Origin of the sequence: Mesorhizobium onobrychidis, from assembly GCF_024707545.1 — a bacterium.
GTDB lineage: Bacteria > Pseudomonadota > Alphaproteobacteria > Rhizobiales > Rhizobiaceae > Mesorhizobium > Mesorhizobium onobrychidis.
Genome location: NZ_CP062229.1, coordinates 395,702 through 418,849 on the forward strand (window position 1 = coordinate 395,702; position 23,148 = coordinate 418,849).

The window sequence follows — 23,148 nt, forward strand, 5'->3', positions numbered from 1 at the left end:
CTTCGTCCGCTGTCACGAGCGGCATGCCGGCGGCCACAATCTCACCTCAACATGGATTGGACCGATAAAGACCGCCAATCCTTTGGGCAACCGCCTGATTTTTCGCACATATAAACGATTTAAACAACTTTCAAAATATTTAAATCGATTAATTATTTGATATCATTTGGCTTTTCTGGTTCTGACCGTTACAGTCTCCGTCGTGGGGGCTCCGGAAGTTCGCCGGCCAGGATGCTGCAATCGAAGAAGGAACCCTCATGTCGGAAGCCGGCAAACGCAATCCCGCATGGGCGATCGACCGGATCGGCCTGAAAACCACCGGCGCGGTGCGCTATAATTTCGGCGAGGCCGTCCTTTACGAGGAAGCGATCCGCCGCGGCGAGGCCCGGCTTACCGCGCATGGCGCGCTCGTCGCCGAGACCGGGCAGCACACCGGCCGCTCGCCCAAGGACAAATTCGTCGTGCGCGACGAGACCACCGGGCCGCATGTATGGTGGGACAACAACAAGGCGATTTCGCCGGCCCAGTTCGACACGCTGCTCGCCGATTTTCGCGCCCATGCGGCGGACAAGGATCTTTATGTGCAGGACCTGGTCGGCGGCGCCGATGAGGACTTGAAGCTGACGACCAGGGTCGTCACGGAGCTTGCCTGGCACTCGTTGTTCATCCGCAATCTGCTCATTCGTCCGGAAGCCGCCGAGCTCGAGCATTTCGTGCCCGACTTGACGATTATTGACCTGCCGTCGTTCCGCGCCGATCCGGTTCGCCACGGCACCCGCACCGAAACGGTGATCGCCGTCGATCTCTCGCGCATGATCGTGCTGATCGGCGGCACCTCCTATGCCGGCGAAATGAAGAAGTCGGTGTTCACCGTGCTCAACTATCTGTTGCCGGCGAAGGGCGTGATGCCGATGCATTGCTCGGCCAATGAAGGCGCCGGCGGAGATGCGGCCATCTTCTTCGGCCTCTCGGGAACCGGCAAGACGACGCTGTCGGCCGATCCATCGCGCACGCTGGTCGGCGACGACGAGCACGGCTGGGGTCCGCATGGTATCTTCAATTTCGAAGGCGGCTGCTATGCCAAGACGATAAAGCTTTCGGCCGACGCCGAGCCGGAGATCTTCGCCACCACCCAACGCTTCGGCACGGTGCTGGAGAATGTAGTGCTCGACGCGGGCCGCGTGCCGGATTTTGACGACGGCAATCTCACTGAAAACACGCGCTGCGCCTATCCGCTCCACTTCATCCCCAACGCCAGCAGAACAGGCCGCGCCGGTCACCCGAAAAACATCATCATGCTGACCGCCGACGCATTCGGCGTGATGCCGCCAATCGCCCGGCTGACCCCGGCGCAGGCGATGTATCATTTCCTCTCCGGCTACACCGCCAAGGTGGCAGGGACCGAAAAAGGCGTCACCGAACCCGAAGCGACGTTTTCGACCTGTTTCGGCGCACCGTTCATGCCGCGGCATCCGTCGGAATATGGCAATCTGCTGCGCGAGCTGATCGCCCATCACGGCGTCGATTGCTGGCTGGTCAATACCGGCTGGACCGGCGGCGCCTACGGCACCGGCAAGCGGATGCCGATCAAGGCGACGCGGGCGCTGCTTGCCGCGGCGCTCGACGGCTCGCTGAAAGGGGCCGATTACCGGACCGACGCCAATTTTGGTTTCGAGGTGCCGGTGGCGGTCGCGGGCGTCGACCGTGCCATTCTCGATCCAAGATCGACCTGGGCCGATACCTCAGCCTATGACTTGCAGGCGGCGAGGCTGGTCGGCATGTTCGCCGTCAATTTCGAAAAATTCGAACCTCATGTCGACGCCATCGTGCTCGGCGCCGCCCCGCGCATGCGCGAAGCCGCGGAATAGTCGCTGGCTGGGTACCCTGCGCCTCAAGGCCCGGACCGGGACCGGGAAGGCCCGACCCGGGATCGGGCCTTTTCTTTTTTCGTCCGCCGCGCCATGACTGCGGCATGAACGCCGACGACAAGATCATCATTGCCGACGATGCGGTGATCCATCCGGATGACCTGCACGAGGATTTCATCCGCTCGTCCGGCCCTGGCGGCCAGAATGTCAACAAGGTGGCGACGGCGGTGCAATTGCGCTTCGATGCGGCGAATGCGCCGGGCCTGTCGGAGCGCGTGCGCGAGCGAACCATAAAGCTGGCCGGCCAACGCGCCACCAAGGACGGCGTCATCGTCATCGAGGCCGGACGCTTCCGCACGCAAGAGCAGAACCGGGCGGACGCCCGGGCGCGGCTTGCCGAACTGGTCGCCAAGGCCGCCGAACCGCCGCCGCCGCCGCGCAAGAAGACGAGGCCGTCGAAAGGCGCGGTCGAAAGGCGACTGAAGACCAAGGCTGGACGCGGCACAATCAAGAAACTCCGCGGCCGGGTGGAGAACGATTAGGGCGACGTGCGTCCACTTGGACGCACAAGGTGTGCTCTAGCATTTGTATCTACGTATGGTGCTTTCAGAAAATCGGTCCCCGTTTTCGGGCCGATGCGATCGGCGCGACATCGATCGCGCGGTCGAGACGGCTTCCAATTCAAGGTTGCAGGTGGCAAGTTCGCTATTCGCCACAGCAAGGGAGACCACAGATGGGCATGTTTGATTTCGTCAAGGGCGTCGGCAAGAAGCTCGGCTTCGGCGACGACGAGCCGGAGCCGACCGCCGATACGCTCAAGAAGGAACTCGATTCGCACGCGCTCGGCACCGACAATGTGGAAGTCGTCGTCGAAGGCGATAAGGCTGTCCTGAAAGGCGTGGTCAAGGATCAGTCGATCTTCGAAAAGGCGGTTATCGCCGTCGGCAACACGCTCGGCGTGTCCAAGGTGCAGGCGGATGAGTTGCAGGTCGCCGCCCCCGAATCCGGCACACCCGCTGCCCCGGCCAAGGAACCGACCTTCTACACGGTCAAGAAAGGCGACAATCTCTGGAAGATCGCCGAAAAGAGCTACGGCAAGGGCAAGGGTGCGAAGAACACGATCATTTTCGAGGCCAACAAGCCGATGCTGACCCACCCGGACAAGATCTATCCGGGGCAGGTCCTGCGCATACCGGATCTCGATCAGGCCTGACCAGACCGGCGACAGCCAATCGACAACGGCGGCTTTCGGGTCGCCGTTTTCATTTGATGGTGGCATTCTGGTTCTTCCAGACCAACGGATCAAGCGACCATGCTCGTTCTGCCCAAAGGCGTCCGCCACATGCCCGGCTATCTGTCCCGCGCAGTGCAGGAAGCGCTGGTCGAGGATGTGAGACGGGTCGTGCAGGAGGCTCCGCTGTTCGTGCCGGCCATGCCCCGTACCGGCAAGGAGATGAGCGTGCGCATGACCAATTGCGGTTCGCTCGGCTGGGTCACCGACAAGGAGCGCGGCTATCGCTACCAGCCGACGCACCCGGTGACCGGAGCGCCCTGGCCGCCGATCCCCGACGTGCTGCTGCAGCTGTGGCGGGACGTGTCCGCCTATCCGCATCCGCCGGAGGCTTGCCTGGTCAATTTCTATTCGCCGGACGCGAAGATGGGCCTTCATCAGGACCGCGACGAGATCGATTTCTCCGCGCCGGTCGTCTCCGTTTCATTGGGCGACGATTGCCTGTTCAGGGTCGGCCAGAGCACGCGCGAAGGCGGCACCAAATCGTTCAGGCTGAAAAGCGGCGACGTCGTCGTGCTTGGCGGCGAAGGCCGCCTATGTTTTCACGGCGTCGACCGCATCTATCCTTCGACCTCGGCGTTGCTCAGGAATGGCGGGCGGATCAATCTGACGCTGCGGCGCGTAACCTATCCTGGCTAGAGCCGTATCGTCATCTATCTCTTTGTTTAAGCATCGGATTTTTTTGTTTAAGCACCGGATTTTTGCAAAAACCGGCACCCGCTCTGGGTCACGGCCCAGGCCTGACGCTGCCGGAAAAGATCCAGCGTTCGAGAACGACAAAGTTGACTACGGGAATGAGAATGCAAGTGAGCAGTATCGGAACTGCGACCGGCAGGCCGAACTGCCCGACGAGGAGCAGCGGAAGAAGATAGGCGATGGCAAGGCCGAATCCGGTCAGCACGGCGAAACGCGGCGCTTCGAATTGATGCGAGCCGGCCGACATGAATGTGAAGAACTTGTGGCCGAGATAGGAGAATATTGCCGCGACCGCATAGGCGGCGACGGAGGCTGTGGCCGGCGGCAGGTATGTTGACCCGGTACTGGTGAAGAGGGCGGCACAAAGCGCGTAGAGCACTGTGGCCGCAAGCCCCACCGAGGCGAATTTGAGAAGCCGGCGCGGAGCAAGTGTTCCGCGCCAGGCGGAAATGTCAGGCCGGCGCAATGCAGGCATATTGATCACCGGCTGCTCCCGACAAATGCTCTGGAATTGGCAATCGAACGATAGCGGGCACTGCCTAAAGCGCCGTTAACCGCTTCGTTACAGCTTCCTGAGCGCCACTTCCTCGACCAGATGATTGGCGCCCTTGCGCAGGATGAGATCGGCGCGGGCTCGCGTCGGCAGGATGTTCTCGCGCAAATTCTTCAGATTGATGTTGGTCCAAAGGCCCTCGGCGATGGCCCGGGCCGCTGCTTGCGAAAGTTGCGAATAGCGGTGGAAGAAGGAGTCCGGATTGCGGAAGGCGGTCTCGCGCAGCCGCATGAAGCGGGCGATGTACCATTGATGGATCAGCTCCTCTTCGGCATCGATATAGATGGCGAAGTCGAAGAAATCCGACAGGAAAGGCACGATCTTGCCGTCCTTCGGCAGCTTGCCCGGCTGCAGCACGTTGATGCCTTCGAAGATCAATATGTCCGGCCGGTCGATAGTCTGGAACTCGCCGGGAACGACGTCGTAGGTCAGGTGCGAATAAACAGGCGCGCGGACATTGCGCTGCGCCGATTTGATGCCCGACAGGAAACGCAGCAATGCGCCGACATCGTAGCTGTCGGGAAAGCCCTTGCGCTCCATCAGATTGTTGCGGCGCAGGATTTCGTTGGGAAGCAGGAAGCCGTCAGTGGTGATCAGATCGACCTTGGGGCTCGACGGCCAGCGCGCCAGCAATTCCTTGAGCACGCGAGCCGTGGTCGATTTGCCGACCGCGACAGAGCCGGCAATGCCGATGATGAAGGGCGTTTTGACGACATCCATCGCGTTGAAGAAGGCCTGGCGCTGCCTGAACAGAAGCTGGCTCGCCTCGACATGGGCCGACAAAAGCCGCGACAGCGAAAGATAGATGCGCTTGACCTCCTCGAGGTCGACCGGGTCGTTGAGCGAACGCAGGCGACGGACCTCGTCCTCGCCGAGCGTCATCGGCGTGTCGGCGCGGAACTGCGACCATTGCTCCGCCGAGAAAAAACGAAAGGGCGAATATTTCTCGGTGGGGGCGAGCTGGTCCATCGAGTTTCCTACCCTCCGCAGCGATCAGCCCCGGTCCTGCCGAGACGCCTTTTCGGCGATGCCCGAACGACCGGTGCGGCGTTCGAGTTCGGTCAGGACATCGGCAAGCGGAATGCCGGCGACGCCCAGAACGACAAGCCAATGATAGATGAGATCGGCGCTTTCCGAAACGAGGGCTTGTCTGTCACCGCCAACGGCCGCGATCACCGTTTCGACCGCCTCTTCGCCGAGCTTCTGTGCCGCCTTGCCCTGGCCGCCCGCAAACAGCTTTGCCGTCCATGAATCCGGATCGCCGGAATGCGCGCGTTCCCTGATGATTGTCTCCAGGTCGGAGAGCGAAAACTCAGCCATGGTGCCATCTATCTGCTTGTTTAAGCATGATCTTTCCCGAAAACCGGCTCCCGTTTTTGGGATGATGCTTTAGAGCCGATCCGCTGGGGAGTCCAGTCGCATCGGCAGGCCGGCGCGGGCCATATGCGCCTTGGCTTCGGCAATGCTGTAAGTGCCGAAATGGAAGATCGATGCCGCCAGCACCGCGCCGGCATGGCCATCGCGAATGCCCTCAACCATGTGATCGAGCGTGCCGACGCCGCCGGATGCGATGACTGGCGCACGCACGGCGTCGGCTACCGCGCGGGTGAGCGCGATGTCGTAACCGGCCTTGGTGCCGTCGCGGTCCATCGACGTCAGCAGGATCTCGCCGGCGCCGCGATCGACCACCTGCTGAGCGAATTCGACCGCGTCGATGCCGGTCTTCTCGCGGCCGCCATGGGTGAAAATCTCCCAGCGGGCGGCCTCGCCTTCGCCCGACACTTTCTTGGCGTCGATGGCGACGACGATGCACTGGTTGCCGAATTTGTCAGCCGCCTCGGCGACGAAATCGGGATTCTTCACCGCCGCCGTGTTGATCGACACCTTGTCGGCGCCGGCCAAGAGCAGCTTTCTTATGTCGGCGACCTGGCGCACGCCGCCGCCGACGGTCAGCGGCATAAAACATTGTTCGGCGGTGCGGGCGACGATGTCGAAGATGGTCTCGCGATTTTCGGACGAAGCGGTGATGTCGAGGAAACAGAGTTCGTCGGCGCCGGCGGCGTCATAGGCCTTGGCCGCCTCGACCGGATCGCCGGCATCGACCAGGTCGACGAAGTTGACGCCCTTGACGACGCGGCCGTTCTTGACGTCGAGACAGGGGATGACACGGGCTTTCAGCATCAGATCCTCCCAAGCGCGGCAAGAAAATCGCCAAGCAATTGCCCGACGACAGGCGGAACCTCGCCCTTGGCGTCAAAGGCAGGATCGTAGGCAGACAGGGTGACGCCGACTATCGGGATCGACTTGGCCAGCCCGCAAACCAGTTGCCGCAGTTCCTCCGGATTTGGACCTCCCGGCCGTGCATAGCGGTTCACCTGCAGCACATCCGGATCGTGAACGTCCAGATCCAGATGCAAATGTACTTGGGCCGCGCCGGCCGCCTTGAGCTTTCCGACATTGTCGAGTGCATCGGCCCATTGGGCGCGAATGATCGGCAACGTCTCTAGAAGCCGCCTTTCATCGGGATCGAGGTCGCGCGCATCGACCAGCATGCACCGCGACGGGTCGATCGCCTGGAAGCCGGCAATCGCTGACGTCATCGGGCGCCAGCAGAGCCCCAGCGTCGTCGCCAGCGCCATGCCGTCGAGAAAGCCGTAGGCGGACGTCTCTGGCGTATTGAGGTCACCGTGCTGATCGATCCAGATGATCGAATCTGCGGTATCGCCAGCCACCGCACCGGCGGCGGTCAGGCAATTTCCGGTGAGCACAATGGGAAAACGCTCATCGTCGCGCGCCATGTCGACCTTGGTGGCGACTGCCCGACAAACCGCGAAACCTGTCGCGATTTCGCGTCTCTGGGCATCGCCGACCTCGCCGATGTCCTCGACGATGACATCATGGCCGCGCAAGGCAAGTTCATCGACAAGCCCGCCGGCGAGGATAGCGTCGGGGCCCTGGCCAAAGCCGGCGTGGTAATGGCCGCTGTCATAGGGTGCGAGGATGATCGAGAGTTTCATCGCGCCCTCGCCTTCTCCGATCCTGCCGCCAGGATGGCCAGTGCCTCGGCCGGATCGATACGCCCGTCATATAGTGCGCGGCCGGAGATGGCGCCTTCGAGTTTTTGCGCATCGGGCATGGTCATGCGCACGATGTCGGCGATCGAGGCGAGCCCCCCGGAGGCTATGACCGGGATCGAAACCGCTTCGGCGAGATCGATGGTGGCATCCCAGTTTATGCCGGTCAGCACACCGTCGCGGTCGATGTCGGTGTAGATGATGGCGGCGACGCCGGCGCCCTCGAACTTCCTCGCCAGTTCGATGACGCCGAGGCTCGAGGCCTCGGCCCAGCCCTCGACCGCTACCTTGCCGCCCTTGGCGTCGATGCCGACGGCGATCCTGCCCGGGAACGCCTTGCAGGCCTGCCTGACCAGATCCGGATCGCGCACCGCCACCGTGCCGAGAATGATGCGGGCCAGCCCGCGATCGAGCCAGTCCTCGACCTGCGCCAGGGTGCGGATGCCGCCGCCGAGCTGCACCGGGTTTTTTGTCGCTTTGAGGATGGCGCCGACCGCCGCGCTGTTGACACTCTGGCCCTTGAAGGCGCCGTTGAGGTCGACGACATGCAGCCATTCAAAGCCCTGTTGCTCGAAGGCCCTGGCCTGCGCGCCCGGGTCGTCATTGTAGATCGTCGCGGTCGCCATGTCGCCGTGCTTCAGGCGCACGCACTTGCCGTCCTTGAGGTCGATGGCCGGGAACAGGATCACCGTTCAGGCGCCTTCAACAATGACGAAGTGACCGGTCGAGGCGGCAAGCCTGTACTTCAATGCCTCCCGGTATTCAGGCGATTCGTAGCATTCTATCGCCCTGTCGTAGGACTCGAACTCCACCAGGACGTGGCGGTTGCCTGTCGGCCCTTCCGGGTTCGCGTAACGCCCCGCACGCACGGGAAACTTCGCACCATATTTCGCAAACGCCGCCGCGTTCGCCTCGATATATTGCTTGTAGCCCTCGGGATCGCGGACATCGACCATCGCCATCCAGTAGCCTTTCTTGCTCATTATCCTAGGGCCTCCAGCGCAGGAAATTGGTGATCAGCGCCAGGCCAAGCGCCTGGCTCTTTTCGGGATGGAACTGCGTGCCGGCGAGATTGTCGCTGACAACAGTGGCCGTCACCGGACCGCCATAATCGGCAATCGCCAGCACGTCGTCGGCTTTCCTGGCGTCGAGATGATAGGAATGGACGAAATAGGCGTGCAATCCCTTGGTGCCGGTCGGAATGCCGGAAAACAGCGGATGCTTGCGCGTGAGCTCGATCGTGTTCCAGCCGATCTGCGGGATCTTCAGCGCAGGATCGGCCGGGGTGATCTCCTTGACGTCCCCGGCGATCCAGCCAAAACCTTTTGTAACGGTCTTTTCCAGGCCCCGCTCCGACATCAGCTGCATGCCGACGCAGATGCCGAGGAACGGCCGCCCCTTGACGATCGCCACCTCCTCGACCGCTTCCCACATGCCGGCCACAGCGCGCAGCCCGGCCGCGCAATCGGCATAGGCGCCGACGCCGGGCAGGACGATGCGGTCGGCGGTTCTGACACGCTCGGCATCGGCGGTCAGGTCGATCGCGGCGGCGATTCCGGCTTCATGCGCGGCGCGCTCGAAGGCCTTGGTGGCCGAGCGCAGGTTGCCCGAGCCGTAGTCGATGATCGCGACCCGCATGTCAGGGTCTTCCCGGAGTGTGGTTCAACCCTAGCGCGATGCCCATATGCGCTGGCCGGGCATGGGCAGCATCCGGGACGATGCGTTGCGCGGGCGCTTGCTCATCCGAATGCGCTTCGGCTTCCAGCACATAGCGCGTATCGGCATCGTCGATCCTGCCGGCCGCGACGACGCCCCATTCATGCCAGCCACGACGGCGCAACGCGGCAATCCGCAAGGCCTGACCTTCCAGACCGACATAGAGCGATACAAGCAGCGACAGCAGCGGGCCGGCGAGCCCAAGGCTCATTCCTTCGGCAAGCATCGAAAGGAGAGCCATGGCGACAAACGCCAGCGCTGCCTCGATCCACAACCGGTGCCAGAGCAGCCACAGCGGCGGCACGAGGAAGCCGAGCCAAGAAAACCCATCACGGACAAAGGCCGTTGTGTCAGGCTTTTCGCCGCGGCCCGGCGGTTCCATCACGACATAGATCGCCATCGCCTATCCCTTCAGAGATCCCTTGGTGGAAGGAACCGCGTCCGGCTGGCGCGGGTCGCTTTCAAGCGCGATGCGCAGCGCACGCGCCACCGCCTTGAAGCAGGTCTCGGCGATGTGGTGATTGTTGGCGCCGTAGTGGTTGGTGACATGCAGCGTGATGCCGGCATTCTGCGCCAGGGCCTGGAAGAATTCGCGTACCAGTTCGGTGTCGAACGTGCCGATCTTCGGCGACGAGAACGCAACGTTCCAGACAAGGAAAGGACGGCCGGAGACGTCGATCGCCGCGCGCGTCAGCGTCTCGTCCATGGCGAGATCGACCGAGGCATAGCGCATGATACCGCGCCGCTCGCCCAACGCCTTGGCAAGCGCCTGGCCGAGCGCGATGCCGGTGTCCTCGACCGTGTGGTGGTCGTCTATGTGCAGATCGCCCTTGGCCTTGACCGTCATGTCAATCAGCGAATGGCGCGACAGCTGGTCCAGCATGTGGTCGAAGAAGCCGACGCCTGTCGAAATATCGGATTTTCCCGAGCCGTCGACCTGGACCGATACGGAGATGTCGGTTTCCCCAGTCTTGCGGCTGGCGTTGGCGGAACGGGGCAGCATGACCTCATCCTTGTCCAGAGTTCAGGCGTTCCAAGCGTCCACATGCTTGAAAACGAGAGCCTTCTAGCAGCATGATCCGGCGATTGCCAGTTGCCATGCCAGGGGATATCGAGCCTGGCGGATGGCCGGTTGGCAATCATCGGACCTATGCATACATATGGTCGATCAAGTCACGTAACGCGCCAATCGCCTTGTCGGGACCGGTGCTGATCGGAGCAGAAGATGTCGAATGAACTGACCATGCACGCCACGACGATTCTGACCGTGCGCAGGGGCGGCAAGGTGGTGATCGCCGGTGACGGCCAGGTCAGCCTTGGCCAGACGATCATGAAAGGCAACGCCAAGAAGGTGCGCCGCATTGGCAAAAGCGGCAATGTCATTGCCGGTTTCGCCGGTGCCACCGCTGATGCCTTCACGCTTCTGGAGCGGCTCGAGGCCAAGCTCGAACAATATCCGGAGCAATTGACGCGGGCCTGCGTCGAACTCGCCAAGGACTGGCGCACCGACCGCTATCTGCGCCGGCTGGAAGCGATGATGCTGGTTGCCGACAAGTCGGTCTCACTGGCGCTGACCGGCACCGGCGACGTGCTCGAACCCGAACATGGCGTCATGGCCATCGGTTCGGGCGGCAACTACGCGCTGGCCGCGGCGCGCGCGCTGATGGACTCCGACAAGGATGCCGAAGAAATCGCCCGCAAGGCGATGCAGATCGCATCCGACATTTGCGTCTACACCAACAACAACTTTGTCATCGAAACCCTCGATGCCGGCTGAGCCGGCCGCTGGCTATGATCCCGAAAAGTGGAAACCGGTTTTCGGAGGAGATCATGGCCAAACAAGAAAATACCTATGATTTTCGGCCGGTGACCGAGGCGGACCTGCCGATGATCGCGGCATGGCTGGCCGAGCCGCATGTCGCGGAGTGGTGGGACGATCCCGAGACGGAGATCGCCCAGATCCGCGAACACATCGACAGCATTTCCGTTGAGCCGCTGATCATCGAGCTCGACGGCTCGCCGATCGGGTACATGCAGAGCTACGACCCGCATCTGGAGGACGGCCATCCCTACAGCGACCAGCCGTTCGGCACGCTCGGCATCGATCTGTCGATCGGCAGGCCTGAGCTTGTCGGACGCGGCCACGGCTCGGCAATTGTCCGGCAGTTCGTGGAACAGCTGTTCGAGGAAGGGGTGCCGCGTGTCATCATCGACCCGGATCCATCCAACGGACCAGCGATCCGCGCCTATGAAAAGGCCGGTTTCAGAGCTATCGATCGAAGGCAATCGGAATATGGCGACGCCGTGCTGATGGCAATCGACGCAGAAGAAGGTGACGCCGAATAGGGCGACGCCGAAGAGGGGCAGTAACAACATGAGCACAACCGGCGCCGACAAGACCGTCTCGGCCTATGAAGACAGTTGGCGGATAGGACTTCTGCTCGTCCTCGGCCTGATCATATTCCAGGCCGGAGCCCTTTACGGCATGGGCCGAACGCCGATCTGCACATGCGGCTATGTCAAGCTGTGGCACGGCATCGTGCAGAGCTCGGAGAATTCCCAGCATATTTCCGACTGGTACACATTCTCGCACCTCATCCACGGCTTCCTGTTCTATGCGCTGGCGTGGTTTCTGTTCCCGCGCTCGCCGATCGGGCTCAGGCTGGCATTTGCGGTGGTCATAGAGGGCGGCTGGGAACTTCTCGAGAACAGCCCTTTGATCATCGAGCGCTACCGGGCCGGCACGATCTCGCTCGACTATTACGGCGACAGCATCATCAATTCGGTGGCGGACACGCTGGCCATGGTGCTGGGATTTGTGATGGCGCGCAGGCTTCCTATATGGGTGATCGTGACCCTGGCCGTCATCTTCGAATTCGGTGTCGGCTACATCATCCGGGACAATCTGACACTCAACGTGATCATGCTGCTGCATCCGTTCGAGTCCATCCGGCAGTGGCAAAGTGGAATTTAGGAATATGAGCACATTTTCGCCCCGCGAGATCGTTTCGGAACTCGATCGCTTCATCATCGGCCAGAAGGACGCCAAGCGCGCCGTGGCCATCGCCTTGCGCAACCGCTGGCGCCGCCAACAGCTCGAAGGCCAGATGCGTGAAGAGGTGATGCCGAAGAACATCCTGATGATCGGCCCAACCGGCGTCGGCAAGACCGAGATCTCGCGCCGCCTGGCACGCCTTGCCGGTGCGCCGTTCGTCAAGGTCGAGGCGACCAAATTCACCGAGGTCGGCTATGTCGGCCGCGACGTCGAGCAGATCATCCGCGACCTGGTCGAGATCGCTATCGGGTTGGTGCGCGAGAAAATGCGCGAGGATGTCAAGGCGCGCGCCCATATCAATGCCGAGGAACGTGTGCTGGAAGCGCTCGTCGGCAAGACGGCGAGCCCGGCCACGCGCGACAGTTTCCGCAAGAAGCTGCGCGACGGCGAACTCGACGACAAGGAGATCGAGATCGAGGTGAGCGATACCGGCACTGGCGGCATGCCCGGCTTCGAGATCCCCGGCATGCCGGGCGCCAATATCGGCGTGTTGAACATCAACGACATGCTGTCGAAAGCCATGGGCGGCCAGAAGACCAAGACGCGCAAGACGACGGTGAAGGAATCCTACGCGGTGCTGGTCGGCGACGAGTCCGACAAGCTGCTCGACCAGGATGAGGTGGTGCGCAGGGCGCTCGAATCGACCGAAAACGACGGCATCGTCTTCCTCGACGAGATCGACAAGATCGCCTCGCGCGAGGGCGGCATGGGCGCCGGTGTTTCCCGCGAAGGCGTCCAGCGCGACCTGCTGCCGCTTGTCGAAGGCACCACGGTCGCGACCAAATACGGACCGGTGAAGACGGACCACATCCTGTTTATCGCATCGGGTGCGTTCCACGTTGCCAAGCCGTCCGACCTGTTGCCAGAATTGCAGGGTCGTCTGCCGATCCGCGTCGAGCTGCGTGCACTGGAGAAGGACGATTTCGTCCGCATCCTCACCGAGACCGAGGCCAGCCTGATCAAGCAGTACGTCGCATTGATGAAGACCGAGGGCGTCGATCTCGTCTTCACAGACGACGCCATCGATTCGCTGGCCGGCATCGCCGTCGATCTCAACGCCAGCGTCGAGAACATCGGCGCCAGACGGCTGCAGACGGTGATGGAACGGGTGCTGGACGAGATCTCCTATGATGCGCCGGACCGCCACGGCACGGCGGTGACCATCGACGCCGCTTATGTGCAAAAGCATGTCGGCGATCTGTCCAGAAACACGGATTTGTCGCGATTTATCCTGTAGCAGGCGATCCATTCTACAAGAGATGGGGCCGGGCGACCCGGCAAGTTCCGAGACGTGTGGCCAAATGGAAGCATCTGGCCAGCTTTTGTCTTGCCGGTTGCAGGGGCTCTCGACTCCCCTTCCAGCTTTACCTAGTTTGCCGGCAACACCAGCGCCGCGCAGCTTTTGGATGTGCAAAGGGCGCTGTACAGTTGGTTCTGCGCATGACCCCCGAAAATCGATTCCGAGGGTCATGCGCTGTTGCAGGCGGCGGCGCATGAAAAAAACGATCCTCGTCACTCTCGGGCTGACGCTGGCGACAGCCATGTTCGCCGCCGAAGCGGCGACGATGGTGCCGCCGGGCAACAGTCATGCCGAACAGCCCAACATACCGGGCGCCTCAAGCCGGCGCACCCAGGCCACCAACACCACCTTCCAGGCAAAATACAGCAAGGTCTATGCGCTGCTGCAGCACGACGCCGATCTTCGCGGCAAGATCAGCCAAGCGGCGGCGACCTATGGCATCGACCCGATGCATATCGTCGGCGCCATCGTCGGCGAGCACACCTACAATGTCGACGCCTATGACCGGCTGCAGACCTACTACGTCAAAGCGATCTCCTATCTGTCGAGCAAGCTGTCCTTCGCCTATGAAGGCGAGGACATCACCGATTTCGTGCAGCGGCCGCAATTCCAGGAATGCGCCGGCAAAACGGACAGTTACGCGCTCTGGGAATGCCGCGAGCAGGTGTGGAACCAGTCCTTTCGCGGCAAGACTGTCGGCGGCGAGAGCTTCCCCGACGACCGCTTCGGCGCCACCTTCTTCCAGCCCTATTATGCCGGCCAGACCTTCGGCCTTGGTCAGCTCAATCCGCTGACCGCGTTGCAGATGAGCGATCTCGTGCACCAGGTGTCCGGCCTGCCGAAGCTCGACGTCGGCGATCCGAACGCGGTCTACAAGACCATCATGGATCCGGACCTGACATTGGATTATGTCGCGGCGACGATCCGGAAATCGATCGATGCCTACCAGAGCATTGCCGGCTTCGACATATCGGGCAATCCCGGCATCACATCGACGCTCTACAATGTCGGCAATCCGGAACAGCGCGCCCATGCGCTGAAGGCCGAGAACGACAGGCGCCGCGACGCGGGCGAACCGGAGAAGCTGCCCGAGGAAAATTACTATGGCTGGCTGGTCAACGACAAATTGCCGGAGCTGAAGGCGCTGTTTTAGAACGTGTTGAGATTCGGACTTTGAGCCGGATCGAAGTCGCCCTTTCGGGCGTTTGCGCGCCGGTTCACGCCGCCAGCAGCGACTTCAGCTTGATCGTCTGCGAGCCGAGCGCTTCCGGCGCCGGTTTTGCCCGCCTGGCGATTAGCATCTCGGCCAGCCTTATGTCGCGGGCGACCGTGTTGCCCGGGCCGATGCCGCTCGCTGCGACGAGCCTGCCGTCTTCGGCCAGATGAAACAGGATGAAGGCGCCATCGTCGAGGTCGCGGCGCACGACCTTGCTGCCCTCGTCCGACAGCCCTGATATCTGCAAGGTCAGGCCGTACTGATCCGACCAGAACCATGGCACCGCCGCGTGGGCCTCACCGGTGCCAAGCATGTTCCTGGCCGCAAGCGCGCCCTGCTCCTGCGCGTTGCGCCAGGCTTCCAGCCGCACGCGCCGGCCGCCATAGACGGCAAGCGGAAACGAGCAGCAATCGCCGGCGGCGAAGATGTCCGGATCGCTGGTGCGAAGCTCGGCATCGACAGCTATGCCGTTGTCGATCGTCAGCCCCGCTTCCGCGGCAAGTCCGGTCACCGGCACGGCGCCGATGCCGATCACCGCCAGATCGGCGACGATGTCCTGCCCGCCGGCAAGCGCGATGCGCACCTGGGCGCCGTCGTCGACGATCGCGGCGATGCCGTCGCCGCACAGGATTTTGACCCCTTCGGCTTCATGCGCCTCGTGGATGGTTTTGGCGATCTCGGCCGGCACGCCGCGCATCAGGATTCGCGGCTGCGCCTCGATGACGGTAACCGTTGCCCCCAGCCTGCGCGCCGCGGCGGCAAGCTCGAGGCCGATGAAGCCGCCGCCAACGATGGCAATGCGGTTTCCGGCGCTGAGATGGGCGCGAATGGCCAACGCGTCGTTGAAGGTCCGGAGATAGACACAGCGCGCGCCGAGGCCGGGCATCGGCAGCTTGCGCGGTAAGGAACCAGTCGCCAGCAAGAGCTTGTCGTATGGCAGGACCGAGCCGTCCGACAGGCGCACGACGTGCACCGCGCGGTCGATCGCCACCGCCTGAACCGAATGGATATGCCGGATCGACCTCTCGGCCAGGATCTCATCGCTGGCGATCGCCTTGATCATGGGAGCATCGCCGACCATCGCGTCTTTCGACAGCGGCGGCCGCTCGTAGGGCAGATGCGGCTCGTCGCCGACCAGCGTCACCGGGCCGTCATAGAAGAGATCGCGCAGCGCCAAGGCAGCCCGCCCGCCGCATTCGCCGGCACCGATGATTACCATCCCTTTCGTCATCACAGTCACCCGATCTGAATGAGGACTTTGCCGGCATCGACCTTGACCGGATAAGTCCTGAGATTGACGCAGACCGGCGCGCCCCTTGCAGCACCGGTCTTGTAGTTGAAGCGGCCATTGTGCTTCGGGCATTCGATGATGTCGTCCATCACCAGCCCGTCGGCCAGATGCACCTTCTCATGCGTGCAAAGACCGTCCGTCGCGAAATATTCGTCGTCGGGGCTGCGATAGATGGCGAAGGTGCGGCCGCCATGGTCGAACCGCATCACGTCCTCTTCGTCGATGTCTTCGGAATCACAGGCCTCGACCCAGTCGCTCATTAGTCCTCCCGGCAGAATTTTGCTTGGTCAACTTGCCCGGCACGGGCGCATGTCATTCCGCTGCTGCCGCGACAGCATCGTTATCGTTGTGGAATTCCTCGCGATAGGGCTTCGCGGTCGGCGGCAGTTCGCGCTTGAGGAAATAGTCCTCATTGCGCAGCTGGCGCACGAAGGCAGGCACCATCTCGCGATAGCCGGCCAGGATCGACGGCGTCGGCGTCGGCAGGTCGTGCTTGATCAGTTCGTGCAGCCTCGGCAGCGCGTGATAAGGCACCATCGGGAACATGTGATGCTCAACATGATAGTTCATGTTCCAGTAGATGAAGCGGCTGATCGGGTTCATGTAGACGGTGCGGCTGTTGAGGCGATGGTCGATGACATTTTCGGCCAGGCCGCCATGCTGCAGGAGGCCGGTCATGACGTGATGCCAGGCGCCGTAAAGCCTGGGCAGACCGACCAGCATCAAGGGCAGGAACGAGCCGCTATAAAGCGCCAGCGCGATGGTCGCGGCATAGATCGCGGTCCAGATGCGGGCAATGCGGATCGCCTTTGGCTGCTCCTGCTCCGGAATGAAGGTCTTTTCCCCCGGGCTGATGTTACCGGCCGCATTGCGAACCATGTCGCTCATAGCATGCCAGGCATCGACAATGCCGAAGAAATTGAGCACGACGCGCACCAGGTCCGGTGGGCGCATCACCGCGATTTCCGGATCGCGGCCGACGATGATCGTATCGGTGTGATGCCGCGTATGGCTCCAGCGCCAGGTCACCGGATTGCGCATGATCATGAAGCAGGCGATCTGATAGATCGCATCATTCATCCACTGCGTCCTGAACGCGGTGCCGTGACCGCATTCGTGCCAGCGTGAATCGGTGGAAGAGCCGTAGAGGACGCCATAGACGAAGAAGAACGGCACGCACCACCATGTGCCCCAGAACCAGGCACCGCCCGCTCCGCTCAGGATCAGGGCGCCGAGCCAGATGGTGGTGTCGCGAATCGCCGGCCCATCGGAGCGCTGCATCAGCTCCCTCATCCGCTTGCGGGGCACGTCGGTATGATACCATTCAGCCGCTGCCAGCCCGGTCTCGACGGCGAGCTTCGCGTCGCGGCCGAGCAGGCTGTAGTCTCGCCGGGACGGCATTGCGGATAGTGTCGCTTCCATTGAGGCTGCCTCCGTCGGCATCCATCAGAACGGGTGCCTCTGCCACAGGTGGTTTTGTCGCAAAATAACGCCAAGCCATGATAGGCTCAATATCACGAAGATTGTTTCTATCATTTCCCATCAGAATGATATAAGCCTATGCCAGACAATGAGGCAGGAAGGGCAATCAGGCAGGAAGCTCATGGCAAAACGGCCGACCATCACCGATCTGGCGCGCGCCTCCGGCGTCAGCGTCGCCACCGTCGACCGGGTGCTAAACAATCGCCTGCCGGTGCGCAAGGAAACCGCGCGCCGCGTCTATGAGGCCGCCACCAGCATCGGCTACCACGCCGCCGGACTGATCAAGCAGCGGATGCGCCAGGAACTGCCCGAATACCGGCTCGGCTTTCTGCTGCTGAGGGGCAATGATGTTTTCTACAGCGATTTCGCGCGGGAGCTCGAACTGGCGGTGTCGCAATCGCAGCGCTTCCGCGGCGTCGCAACCATCGACTTCGCCAGTTCGCTGGCCCCCGACGAGATCGCCGCCCATATGCGCAAGCTGGCGGCGAAATCCAGGGCCGTCGCCCTTGTCGGTCCGGACCATCCGACGCTGACGGCAGCCGTCGAGACCCTGAAGGCAAGGGGGCAACCCGTCTTCTCCCTGCTATCCGACTTTGCCGCCGGCATCCGCGAGGGCTATGTCGGCCTCGACAACCGCAAGGTCGGCCGCACCGCGGCCTGGATGATCGCCAGGGCGGCGAGGAAACCCGGCAAGGTCGCCCTTTTTGTCGGCAGCCATCGCTTCCATGGCCATGAGCTACGCGAGATCGGCTTCAGATCATTCTTCCGCGAGCATGCGCCGGAATTCACGGTGCTGGAGACGCTGGTCAATCTGGAGGCCAACCAGGTGACCCATGATGCGATGATCGATCTTCTGGCGCGGTACCCGGATCTTGCCGGCTGCTACGTCGCCGGCGGCGGCATGGAAGGCGCGGTCTCGGCGCTCAGGGCAGCGAGGCCCATAAATATGCCGGTGGTCGTCTGCAACGAGATCAACGCCGAGTCGCGCGCGGCGCTCGCCGACAACATCCTGACCATGGTGATTTCGACGCCGCTGGCAGCACTATGTCGCGAGCTTGTCGGGCTGATGGCGCATGCCATCGAGGCAGGCGCTGCCAATGCGCCGGGCCAGACCTTCCTGCCCTTCGATATCTATCTACCGGAAAACATCTAGGTTCGGGTAAAACGTCTGGGCTCAGCCAGGGATCCAGGTTCAGATCGGGCACCACGATGCGTCGGCAATGATGTGAACCATCAAGTTGATGGATTCTTGCAGAAGATTTGCCGGCCCTCAGCCGCGTTATCCGAAAATCCGTCATCCGATTTCGGAATCTCCTTGACGCCCGCCCGCAGAATGGAATAAATATTTCACCAACTAGGTATTTTGGTTCTTTCGTTCCGGAACATCTGTTTCAACGGAGGGCTTGGTGTTCAAGACAACGCGGAAATCGCCATCGGGAACGGAGTGGCAATCGGGAGAGATTCCCTGGGAGATCGGGGATTCCGGGTAGATCGGTGCAGCCGGACACCAATTCTGTGGAGGAGAGATAAAATGAAGAAACTGATTTTGGGCGCCGCATTTTTGGCGCTGATGAGCTCGTCCGCCCTCGCTGCCAAGATCGGCGTGTCGATGGCGCTGTTCGACGACAATTTTCTCACCGTGCTGCGCAACGGCATGATCGAGCAGGCCAAGGGCATGGAGGGCGTGGAACTGCAGGTCGAGGACGCGCAGAACGACGTCGCCAAACAGCTCGACCAGATCAAGAACTTCGTCGCCTCGGGCGTCGACGCGATCATCGTCAATCCGGTCGACACCTCGGCCACCCAGGCGATGTCGGACGCAGCGGCTGCGGCCAAGGTTCCGTTGGTCTACGTCAACCGCGAGCCGGTCAATGTCGACACGCTGCCGGACAACCAGGCTTTCGTCGCCTCGAACGAGGTCGAATCCGGCACTCTCGAGACCCAGGAGGTCTGCCGCCTGTTCAAAGAGGCCGGTAAGACCGAGGCCAATGTCTACGTGATCATGGGCGAGCTGTCGAACCAGGCCGCGGTGCAGCGCACCAAGGACATTGACGATGTGATCGCCACTCCGGAATGCAGCTTCATCAAGATCATCGACAAGCAGACGTCGAACTGGAAACGCGAGGAAGCGCAGAACCTCATGACGAACTGGCTGTCGACCGGCACGCCGTTCGATGGCGTGATCGCCAACAATGACGAAAGCGCCATCGGTGCCATCCAGGCCATGAAGGCTGCCAACATCGACATGAAGTCGGTTGTCGTCGGCGGCGTGGACGCCACTCAGGACGCGCTTTCCGCGATGCAGGCGGGCGATCTCGACGTGACCGTGTTCCAGGATGCGGCCGGCCAGGGCGCCGGGGCGCTGGACGCGGCGCTCAAGCTTTCCAAGGGCGAGGCGGTTGAACAGAAGGTCTACATCCCCTTCCAGCTGGTCACGCCGGCAAACATCGACAAGTTCCTGCAGAAGAACTGAGGCAGAGGACCGTTTTTCGATGGGAGCGGCGGCAGAGCATCGGACCGTTTTGAGAATCCGATGTTGGAAAAACAAAAAAACGCCGCTCCTCTTCCCCTCGTCGCCGAAACAGGCGGCGGGAGGGCGACTACGGCTGACGGAGGAAGCAAGATTTGGCACAGACAACCCATGGCGTCGGCGGACTCAGCTATGATGCGAAGAAGCGCACATGGCCTGCCGAATTCAACGTTTTCCTGGCGCTCATCATCCTTGTCGGCGCCTTCGAGCTGATAGGCCGGGTCTTTCTTGGCGACAGCTTCCTGTTCAACACCCGCGCCAATGTCGATACGATCTTCAACGAGGCGCGCCTGCAGATCATCATCCTGCAGGTGTCGATCGTCGGCATCATCGCCATCGGCGTGACGCAGGTGATCATTTCCGGCGGCATCGACCTTTCCTCTGGTTCGATCGTCGGCGCCACGGCGATGATCGCCATGAGTTTCGCCCAGGTGGCGACGGTCAACGGCAACCCTAATCCCAAGGCGGTGTTCCTCGCGCAAGGCTGGACCGACCTGCCGGTGATCGTGCCGGTGCTGGTCGCGATCGGCTGCGGCCTGCTGGCGGGCCTGGTCAACGGCTCGTTGATCGCCTACACGCGCATTCCGCCGTTCATCGCCACGCTCGGCATGATGGTCACCGCGCGCGGCATCGCCAAATGGTGGTCCAAGGGGCAGCCGATCTCGTTTCCCACCGAAAGTTTCGCCGCCATCGGCAAGGGGCTGATGCCGGTCATCATCTTCATATCGCTGGCGATTCTGTTCCAGCTGATCCTGTCATACACCAGGTACGGCAAGCACTGTTATGCCATCGGCTCCAACGAGGACGCCGCCCGCATGTCCGGCATAAATGTCCAGAACCACAAGATCCTCGTCTTCGTCATTGCCGGTATCCTCGCCTCGCTTGCCGCCGTGGTGCTGAGCTCCAAGAATCTCACCGCTCAGGCCGGCATGGGCGTAATGTACGAACTGGACGCGATCGCCATGGCGGTCATCGGCGGCGTCTCGCTGTCGGGCGGCCGCGGCTCGATCATCGGAACGGTGATCGGTGCGCTGATCTTCGGCGTCATCATCTCCGGCTTCACCTTCCTGCGCCTCGACGCCTACTACCAGGAGATGGTCAAGGGCGTGATCATCATCGGCGCAGTCGTTCTCGACCAGTGGCGCCAGCGCCTGCGGGCAATGAGGGCTTGATCATGTCAGACATCGTCCTGAAGACCGAAAACCTGACCAAATACTATGGCGGCGTGCATGCGCTGGAAAGCGCGAACTTCGAACTGCGCAAAGGCGAGCATGTCGCCATCATGGGTGACAATGGCGCCGGCAAATCGACCTTCGTGCGCCAGATCACCGCCGTCGAGCAGCGCACCAGCGGCAAGGTCTGGTTCGACGGCAAGGAAGTGAACTTCGCCGGCCCGATCGCGGCGCGCGAGGCGGGCATCGAAACGGTGTTCCAGAACCTGGCGCTTGCCGACGATCTCGACGTGCCGTCGAACCTGTTTCTCGGCCGCGAAAAGGTGCTTTTCAATCTCGGGCCTTTCTCGATCCTCGATCGCAAGTTCATGCGCAAGGCGACCGAGGCAGCGCTGATCCGCACGGCGGTCAAGATTCCCAACCTTTCCAACACCATCCGCCACATGTCAGGTGGCCAGCGCCAGTGCGTGGCAATCGCCAGAACCGCGACTTTCGCGTCCAAGCTCATTATCATGGACGAGCCGACGGCAGCACTTGGTGTGCAGGAGACGATGCAGGTCGAAAACATCATCCGCACGCTGAAAGCCAATGGCGAGCCGCTGATCCTGATCAGTCACAACATGCGCCAGGTGTTCGATCTGGTCGACCGCATCGTCGTGTTCCGGCGCGGCCGCATCGTCGCCAATCTGCGCAAGCAGGACACCGACGGCAATGATGTCGTCTCATACATCACCGGCGCCAAGACCGGGGAGGCCGAACTTGCCGCCTAGGACGGATGCCGGCGCGGCGGGTCATCGGCCCGTCGCCGAGCAGCCGCAATAAGAAAATCTACTGCGCCTTGCCCTGAACGGTGCAGTAAAGACGCACTTCCATTTCGAACAATCTTCAAAGGAAATCCCATGTCTCTCCGCTTCGCTCTTCTCGGTGCCGGCCGCATCGGCAAGGTCCACGCCCGTGCCGTCGGTTCCAATCCGCAGGCCAGGCTGGTCGCAGTTGCCGATGCCTTCGAGAAGGCGGCGACGGAGCTGGCGTCGGCCTATGGCGCGGAAGTACGCACTATCGAGGCCATCGAAAAAGCCGGGGATATCGATGCGGTCATCATCTGCACGCCGACCGACACCCATGCCGATCTGATTGAGCGGTTCGCCAAGGCCGGTAAGGCGATCTTCTGCGAGAAGCCGATCGACCTGGACGCCGGCAGAGTGGAAGAATGCCTGGCCGTGGTCGACAAGGCCGGCGCCACTTTGATGGTCGGCTTCAACCGCCGCTTCGATCCGCATTTCGCCGCCGTGCGCAAGGCGATCGACGACGGCGCCATCGGCACCGTCGAGATGGTGACCATCACGTCGCGCGATCCCGGCCCGCCGCCGCTTGACTATATCGGCCGCTCGGGCGGTATCTTCCGCGACATGACCATCCATGATTTCGACATGGCGCGCTTCCTGCTCGGCGAGGAGCCGGTGGCGGTCAGCGCCCATGCCTCGGTGCTGGTCGACAGACAAATCGGCGAGGCCGGCGATTTCGACAGCGTCAGCGTCATCCTCGAAACCGCCTCCGGCAAGCAGTGCATCATCTCCAATTCGCGGCGCGCCACTTATGGCTACGACCAGCGGATTGAGGTGCATGGCTCGAAAGGCATGGTTGCGGCCGAGAACCAGCGGCCGGTGTCGATCGAACTGGCCAATGAGAAGGGCTATACGCGCCCGCCGCTGCACGACTTCTTCATGACCCGCTATCTCGACGCCTATGCCAACGAGATCGCTGCCTTCATCGCGGCGGCGACGTCAGGCAAGAAGGCGGCGCCGAGCGGCAAGGACGGACTCGTCGCGCTGAGGCTGGCGGACGCGGCGCTGAAATCGGCTAGCGAAGGCAAGACCGTTCGCCTCGACAAGACAGTCTGACTA

Annotated in this window: 27 protein-coding genes; 14 read left to right on the plus strand and 13 right to left on the minus strand. The window is 62.1% G+C overall.

The genetic code is table 11. The features are described from left to right. Positions 1–257 precede the first annotated feature (257 nt). From IHQ72_RS01810 to IHQ72_RS01825, 4 genes are all read left to right on the plus strand, one after another. The gene (locus tag IHQ72_RS01810; protein ID WP_258120873.1) at positions 258–1,868 is read left to right on the plus strand and encodes a phosphoenolpyruvate carboxykinase; all 1,611 of its coding nucleotides are present in this window, start codon (positions 258–260) and stop codon (positions 1,866–1,868) included. A 104-nt stretch (positions 1,869–1,972) separates the two neighbouring features. Next, on the plus strand, positions 1,973–2,410 hold the full coding sequence (gene arfB, locus IHQ72_RS01815; RefSeq protein ID WP_258120874.1) for an alternative ribosome rescue aminoacyl-tRNA hydrolase ArfB: 438 nt from the start codon (positions 1,973–1,975) through the stop codon (positions 2,408–2,410). Between the two features lie 191 nt (positions 2,411–2,601). Then, positions 2,602–3,081 (plus strand): peptidoglycan-binding protein LysM, encoded by a 480-nt coding sequence (lysM, locus tag IHQ72_RS01820; protein WP_258120875.1) that lies wholly within the window; start codon positions 2,602–2,604, stop codon positions 3,079–3,081. A gap of 99 nt (positions 3,082–3,180) precedes the next feature. Then, entirely contained in the window at positions 3,181–3,798 is a 618-nt protein-coding gene (locus tag IHQ72_RS01825; RefSeq protein ID WP_258120876.1) for an alpha-ketoglutarate-dependent dioxygenase AlkB, read from the plus strand. Positions 3,799–3,886: 88 nt separating this feature from the next. Here IHQ72_RS01825 and IHQ72_RS01830 read toward each other — a convergent pair whose 3' ends face one another. From IHQ72_RS01830 to hisB, 10 genes are all read right to left on the minus strand, one after another. Further along, positions 3,887–4,330, minus strand: coding sequence for a GtrA family protein (locus IHQ72_RS01830; RefSeq protein ID WP_258123702.1), 444 nt, complete (start codon positions 4,328–4,330; stop codon positions 3,887–3,889). A gap of 87 nt (positions 4,331–4,417) precedes the next feature. Continuing rightward, complete coding sequence (gene coaA, locus IHQ72_RS01835) at positions 4,418–5,377, minus strand: type I pantothenate kinase (RefSeq protein WP_258120878.1); 960 nt, start codon at positions 5,375–5,377, stop codon at positions 4,418–4,420. A 24-nt stretch (positions 5,378–5,401) separates the two neighbouring features. Beyond that, positions 5,402–5,728, minus strand: coding sequence for a phosphoribosyl-ATP diphosphatase (locus tag IHQ72_RS01840; RefSeq protein WP_258120879.1), 327 nt, complete (start codon positions 5,726–5,728; stop codon positions 5,402–5,404). A 69-nt stretch (positions 5,729–5,797) separates the two neighbouring features. Continuing rightward, positions 5,798–6,589, minus strand: a complete 792-nt coding sequence (hisF, locus tag IHQ72_RS01845) for an imidazole glycerol phosphate synthase subunit HisF (RefSeq protein ID WP_258120880.1) — start codon at positions 6,587–6,589, stop codon at positions 5,798–5,800. Further along, positions 6,589–7,425 carry an arginase family protein gene (locus IHQ72_RS01850; protein WP_258120881.1) on the minus strand — a complete coding sequence of 279 codons (837 nt, stop codon included), beginning with the start codon at positions 7,423–7,425 and terminating at the stop codon, positions 6,589–6,591. Before IHQ72_RS01850 ends, hisF begins: the two co-directional genes overlap by 1 nt. Next, positions 7,422–8,171 (minus strand): 1-(5-phosphoribosyl)-5-[(5-phosphoribosylamino)methylideneamino]imidazole-4-carboxamide isomerase, encoded by a 750-nt coding sequence (hisA, locus tag IHQ72_RS01855; RefSeq protein WP_258120882.1) that lies wholly within the window; start codon positions 8,169–8,171, stop codon positions 7,422–7,424. Before hisA ends, IHQ72_RS01850 begins: the two co-directional genes overlap by 4 nt. A 3-nt stretch (positions 8,172–8,174) precedes the next feature. Continuing rightward, entirely contained in the window at positions 8,175–8,465 is a 291-nt protein-coding gene (locus IHQ72_RS01860; protein ID WP_258120883.1) for a DUF1330 domain-containing protein, read from the minus strand. Between the two features lie 4 nt (positions 8,466–8,469). Beyond that, positions 8,470–9,120, minus strand: a complete 651-nt coding sequence (hisH, locus tag IHQ72_RS01865; protein WP_258120884.1) for an imidazole glycerol phosphate synthase subunit HisH — start codon at positions 9,118–9,120, stop codon at positions 8,470–8,472. Position 9,121: 1 nt separating this feature from the next. After that, on the minus strand, positions 9,122–9,598 hold the full coding sequence (locus IHQ72_RS01870) for a DUF2628 domain-containing protein (RefSeq protein ID WP_258120885.1): 477 nt from the start codon (positions 9,596–9,598) through the stop codon (positions 9,122–9,124). 3 nt (positions 9,599–9,601) lie between these two features. After that, positions 9,602–10,201 (minus strand): imidazoleglycerol-phosphate dehydratase HisB, encoded by a 600-nt coding sequence (gene hisB, locus IHQ72_RS01875; protein WP_258120886.1) that lies wholly within the window; start codon positions 10,199–10,201, stop codon positions 9,602–9,604. A 222-nt stretch (positions 10,202–10,423) separates the two neighbouring features. Between hisB and hslV the strand changes: the two genes are divergently transcribed. The 5 genes from hslV (at position 10,424) to IHQ72_RS01900 (ending at position 14,706) form a co-directional block, all read left to right on the plus strand. Then, complete coding sequence (gene hslV, locus IHQ72_RS01880; protein ID WP_192357920.1) at positions 10,424–10,975, plus strand: ATP-dependent protease subunit HslV; 552 nt, start codon at positions 10,424–10,426, stop codon at positions 10,973–10,975. Positions 10,976–11,028: 53 nt separating this feature from the next. Next, positions 11,029–11,544, plus strand: coding sequence for a GNAT family N-acetyltransferase (locus tag IHQ72_RS01885; RefSeq protein WP_258120887.1), 516 nt, complete (start codon positions 11,029–11,031; stop codon positions 11,542–11,544). 28 nt (positions 11,545–11,572) lie between these two features. Next, positions 11,573–12,172: a DUF2585 domain-containing protein gene (locus tag IHQ72_RS01890; RefSeq protein ID WP_258120888.1), complete on the plus strand. Its 600-nt coding sequence runs from the start codon at positions 11,573–11,575 to the stop codon at positions 12,170–12,172. A gap of 4 nt (positions 12,173–12,176) precedes the next feature. Continuing rightward, positions 12,177–13,490, plus strand: a complete 1,314-nt coding sequence (gene hslU, locus IHQ72_RS01895; RefSeq protein ID WP_258120889.1) for an ATP-dependent protease ATPase subunit HslU — start codon at positions 12,177–12,179, stop codon at positions 13,488–13,490. A 256-nt stretch (positions 13,491–13,746) separates the two neighbouring features. Continuing rightward, positions 13,747–14,706: a DUF1402 family protein gene (locus tag IHQ72_RS01900; RefSeq protein WP_258120890.1), complete on the plus strand. Its 960-nt coding sequence runs from the start codon at positions 13,747–13,749 to the stop codon at positions 14,704–14,706. 64 nt (positions 14,707–14,770) lie between these two features. Here IHQ72_RS01900 and IHQ72_RS01905 read toward each other — a convergent pair whose 3' ends face one another. From IHQ72_RS01905 to IHQ72_RS01915, 3 genes are read right to left on the minus strand one after another with little or no spacing between them, the layout of a single operon-like run. Continuing rightward, positions 14,771–16,000, minus strand: a complete 1,230-nt coding sequence (locus IHQ72_RS01905; protein WP_258120891.1) for an NAD(P)/FAD-dependent oxidoreductase — start codon at positions 15,998–16,000, stop codon at positions 14,771–14,773. Between the two features lie 5 nt (positions 16,001–16,005). After that, positions 16,006–16,320, minus strand: coding sequence for a Rieske (2Fe-2S) protein (locus tag IHQ72_RS01910; protein ID WP_258120892.1), 315 nt, complete (start codon positions 16,318–16,320; stop codon positions 16,006–16,008). A gap of 52 nt (positions 16,321–16,372) precedes the next feature. Next, positions 16,373–17,482: a fatty acid desaturase family protein gene (locus tag IHQ72_RS01915; RefSeq protein WP_258120893.1), complete on the minus strand. Its 1,110-nt coding sequence runs from the start codon at positions 17,480–17,482 to the stop codon at positions 16,373–16,375. Between the two features lie 181 nt (positions 17,483–17,663). Between IHQ72_RS01915 and IHQ72_RS01920 the strand changes: the two genes are divergently transcribed. The 5 genes from IHQ72_RS01920 (at position 17,664) to iolG (ending at position 23,145) form a co-directional block, all read left to right on the plus strand. Then, a complete protein-coding gene (locus IHQ72_RS01920; protein ID WP_258120894.1) occupies positions 17,664–18,695 on the plus strand; it encodes a LacI family DNA-binding transcriptional regulator in 1,032 nt (343 codons plus the stop codon). Positions 18,696–19,073: 378 nt separating this feature from the next. Beyond that, positions 19,074–20,015, plus strand: a complete 942-nt coding sequence (locus IHQ72_RS01925) for a sugar ABC transporter substrate-binding protein (protein WP_258120895.1) — start codon at positions 19,074–19,076, stop codon at positions 20,013–20,015. A gap of 152 nt (positions 20,016–20,167) precedes the next feature. Then, entirely contained in the window at positions 20,168–21,244 is a 1,077-nt protein-coding gene (locus IHQ72_RS01930) for an ABC transporter permease (protein WP_095484496.1), read from the plus strand. Between the two features lie 2 nt (positions 21,245–21,246). Beyond that, positions 21,247–22,014: an ATP-binding cassette domain-containing protein gene (locus tag IHQ72_RS01935; protein ID WP_123147345.1), complete on the plus strand. Its 768-nt coding sequence runs from the start codon at positions 21,247–21,249 to the stop codon at positions 22,012–22,014. Positions 22,015–22,143: 129 nt separating this feature from the next. Next, positions 22,144–23,145, plus strand: coding sequence for an inositol 2-dehydrogenase (gene iolG / locus IHQ72_RS01940; protein WP_258120896.1), 1,002 nt, complete (start codon positions 22,144–22,146; stop codon positions 23,143–23,145). The last annotated feature ends 3 nt before the right edge of the window (positions 23,146–23,148 follow it).

Coding starts and splice junctions, on each gene's coding strand:
- IHQ72_RS01810 (WP_258120873.1), top strand. CDS start 258: ATGTCGGAAGCCGGCAAACGCAATCCCGCATGGGCGATCGACCGGATC.
- arfB (WP_258120874.1), top strand. CDS start 1,973: ATGAACGCCGACGACAAGATCATCATTGCCGACGATGCGGTGATCCAT.
- lysM (WP_258120875.1), top strand. CDS start 2,602: ATGGGCATGTTTGATTTCGTCAAGGGCGTCGGCAAGAAGCTCGGCTTC.
- IHQ72_RS01825 (WP_258120876.1), top strand. CDS start 3,181: ATGCTCGTTCTGCCCAAAGGCGTCCGCCACATGCCCGGCTATCTGTCC.
- IHQ72_RS01830 (WP_258123702.1), bottom strand. CDS start 4,330: ATGCCTGCATTGCGCCGGCCTGACATTTCCGCCTGGCGCGGAACACTT.
- coaA (WP_258120878.1), bottom strand. CDS start 5,377: ATGGACCAGCTCGCCCCCACCGAGAAATATTCGCCCTTTCGTTTTTTC.
- IHQ72_RS01840 (WP_258120879.1), bottom strand. CDS start 5,728: ATGGCTGAGTTTTCGCTCTCCGACCTGGAGACAATCATCAGGGAACGC.
- hisF (WP_258120880.1), bottom strand. CDS start 6,589: ATGCTGAAAGCCCGTGTCATCCCCTGTCTCGACGTCAAGAACGGCCGC.
- IHQ72_RS01850 (WP_258120881.1), bottom strand. CDS start 7,425: ATGAAACTCTCGATCATCCTCGCACCCTATGACAGCGGCCATTACCAC.
- IHQ72_RS01860 (WP_258120883.1), bottom strand. CDS start 8,465: ATGAGCAAGAAAGGCTACTGGATGGCGATGGTCGATGTCCGCGATCCC.
- hisH (WP_258120884.1), bottom strand. CDS start 9,120: ATGCGGGTCGCGATCATCGACTACGGCTCGGGCAACCTGCGCTCGGCC.
- IHQ72_RS01870 (WP_258120885.1), bottom strand. CDS start 9,598: ATGGCGATCTATGTCGTGATGGAACCGCCGGGCCGCGGCGAAAAGCCT.
- hisB (WP_258120886.1), bottom strand. CDS start 10,201: ATGCTGCCCCGTTCCGCCAACGCCAGCCGCAAGACTGGGGAAACCGAC.
- hslV (WP_192357920.1), top strand. CDS start 10,424: ATGTCGAATGAACTGACCATGCACGCCACGACGATTCTGACCGTGCGC.
- IHQ72_RS01885 (WP_258120887.1), top strand. CDS start 11,029: ATGGCCAAACAAGAAAATACCTATGATTTTCGGCCGGTGACCGAGGCG.
- IHQ72_RS01890 (WP_258120888.1), top strand. CDS start 11,573: ATGAGCACAACCGGCGCCGACAAGACCGTCTCGGCCTATGAAGACAGT.
- hslU (WP_258120889.1), top strand. CDS start 12,177: ATGAGCACATTTTCGCCCCGCGAGATCGTTTCGGAACTCGATCGCTTC.
- IHQ72_RS01900 (WP_258120890.1), top strand. CDS start 13,747: ATGAAAAAAACGATCCTCGTCACTCTCGGGCTGACGCTGGCGACAGCC.
- IHQ72_RS01905 (WP_258120891.1), bottom strand. CDS start 16,000: ATGACGAAAGGGATGGTAATCATCGGTGCCGGCGAATGCGGCGGGCGG.
- IHQ72_RS01910 (WP_258120892.1), bottom strand. CDS start 16,320: ATGAGCGACTGGGTCGAGGCCTGTGATTCCGAAGACATCGACGAAGAG.
- IHQ72_RS01915 (WP_258120893.1), bottom strand. CDS start 17,482: ATGGAAGCGACACTATCCGCAATGCCGTCCCGGCGAGACTACAGCCTG.
- IHQ72_RS01920 (WP_258120894.1), top strand. CDS start 17,664: ATGGCAAAACGGCCGACCATCACCGATCTGGCGCGCGCCTCCGGCGTC.
- IHQ72_RS01925 (WP_258120895.1), top strand. CDS start 19,074: ATGAAGAAACTGATTTTGGGCGCCGCATTTTTGGCGCTGATGAGCTCG.
- IHQ72_RS01935 (WP_123147345.1), top strand. CDS start 21,247: ATGTCAGACATCGTCCTGAAGACCGAAAACCTGACCAAATACTATGGC.
- iolG (WP_258120896.1), top strand. CDS start 22,144: ATGTCTCTCCGCTTCGCTCTTCTCGGTGCCGGCCGCATCGGCAAGGTC.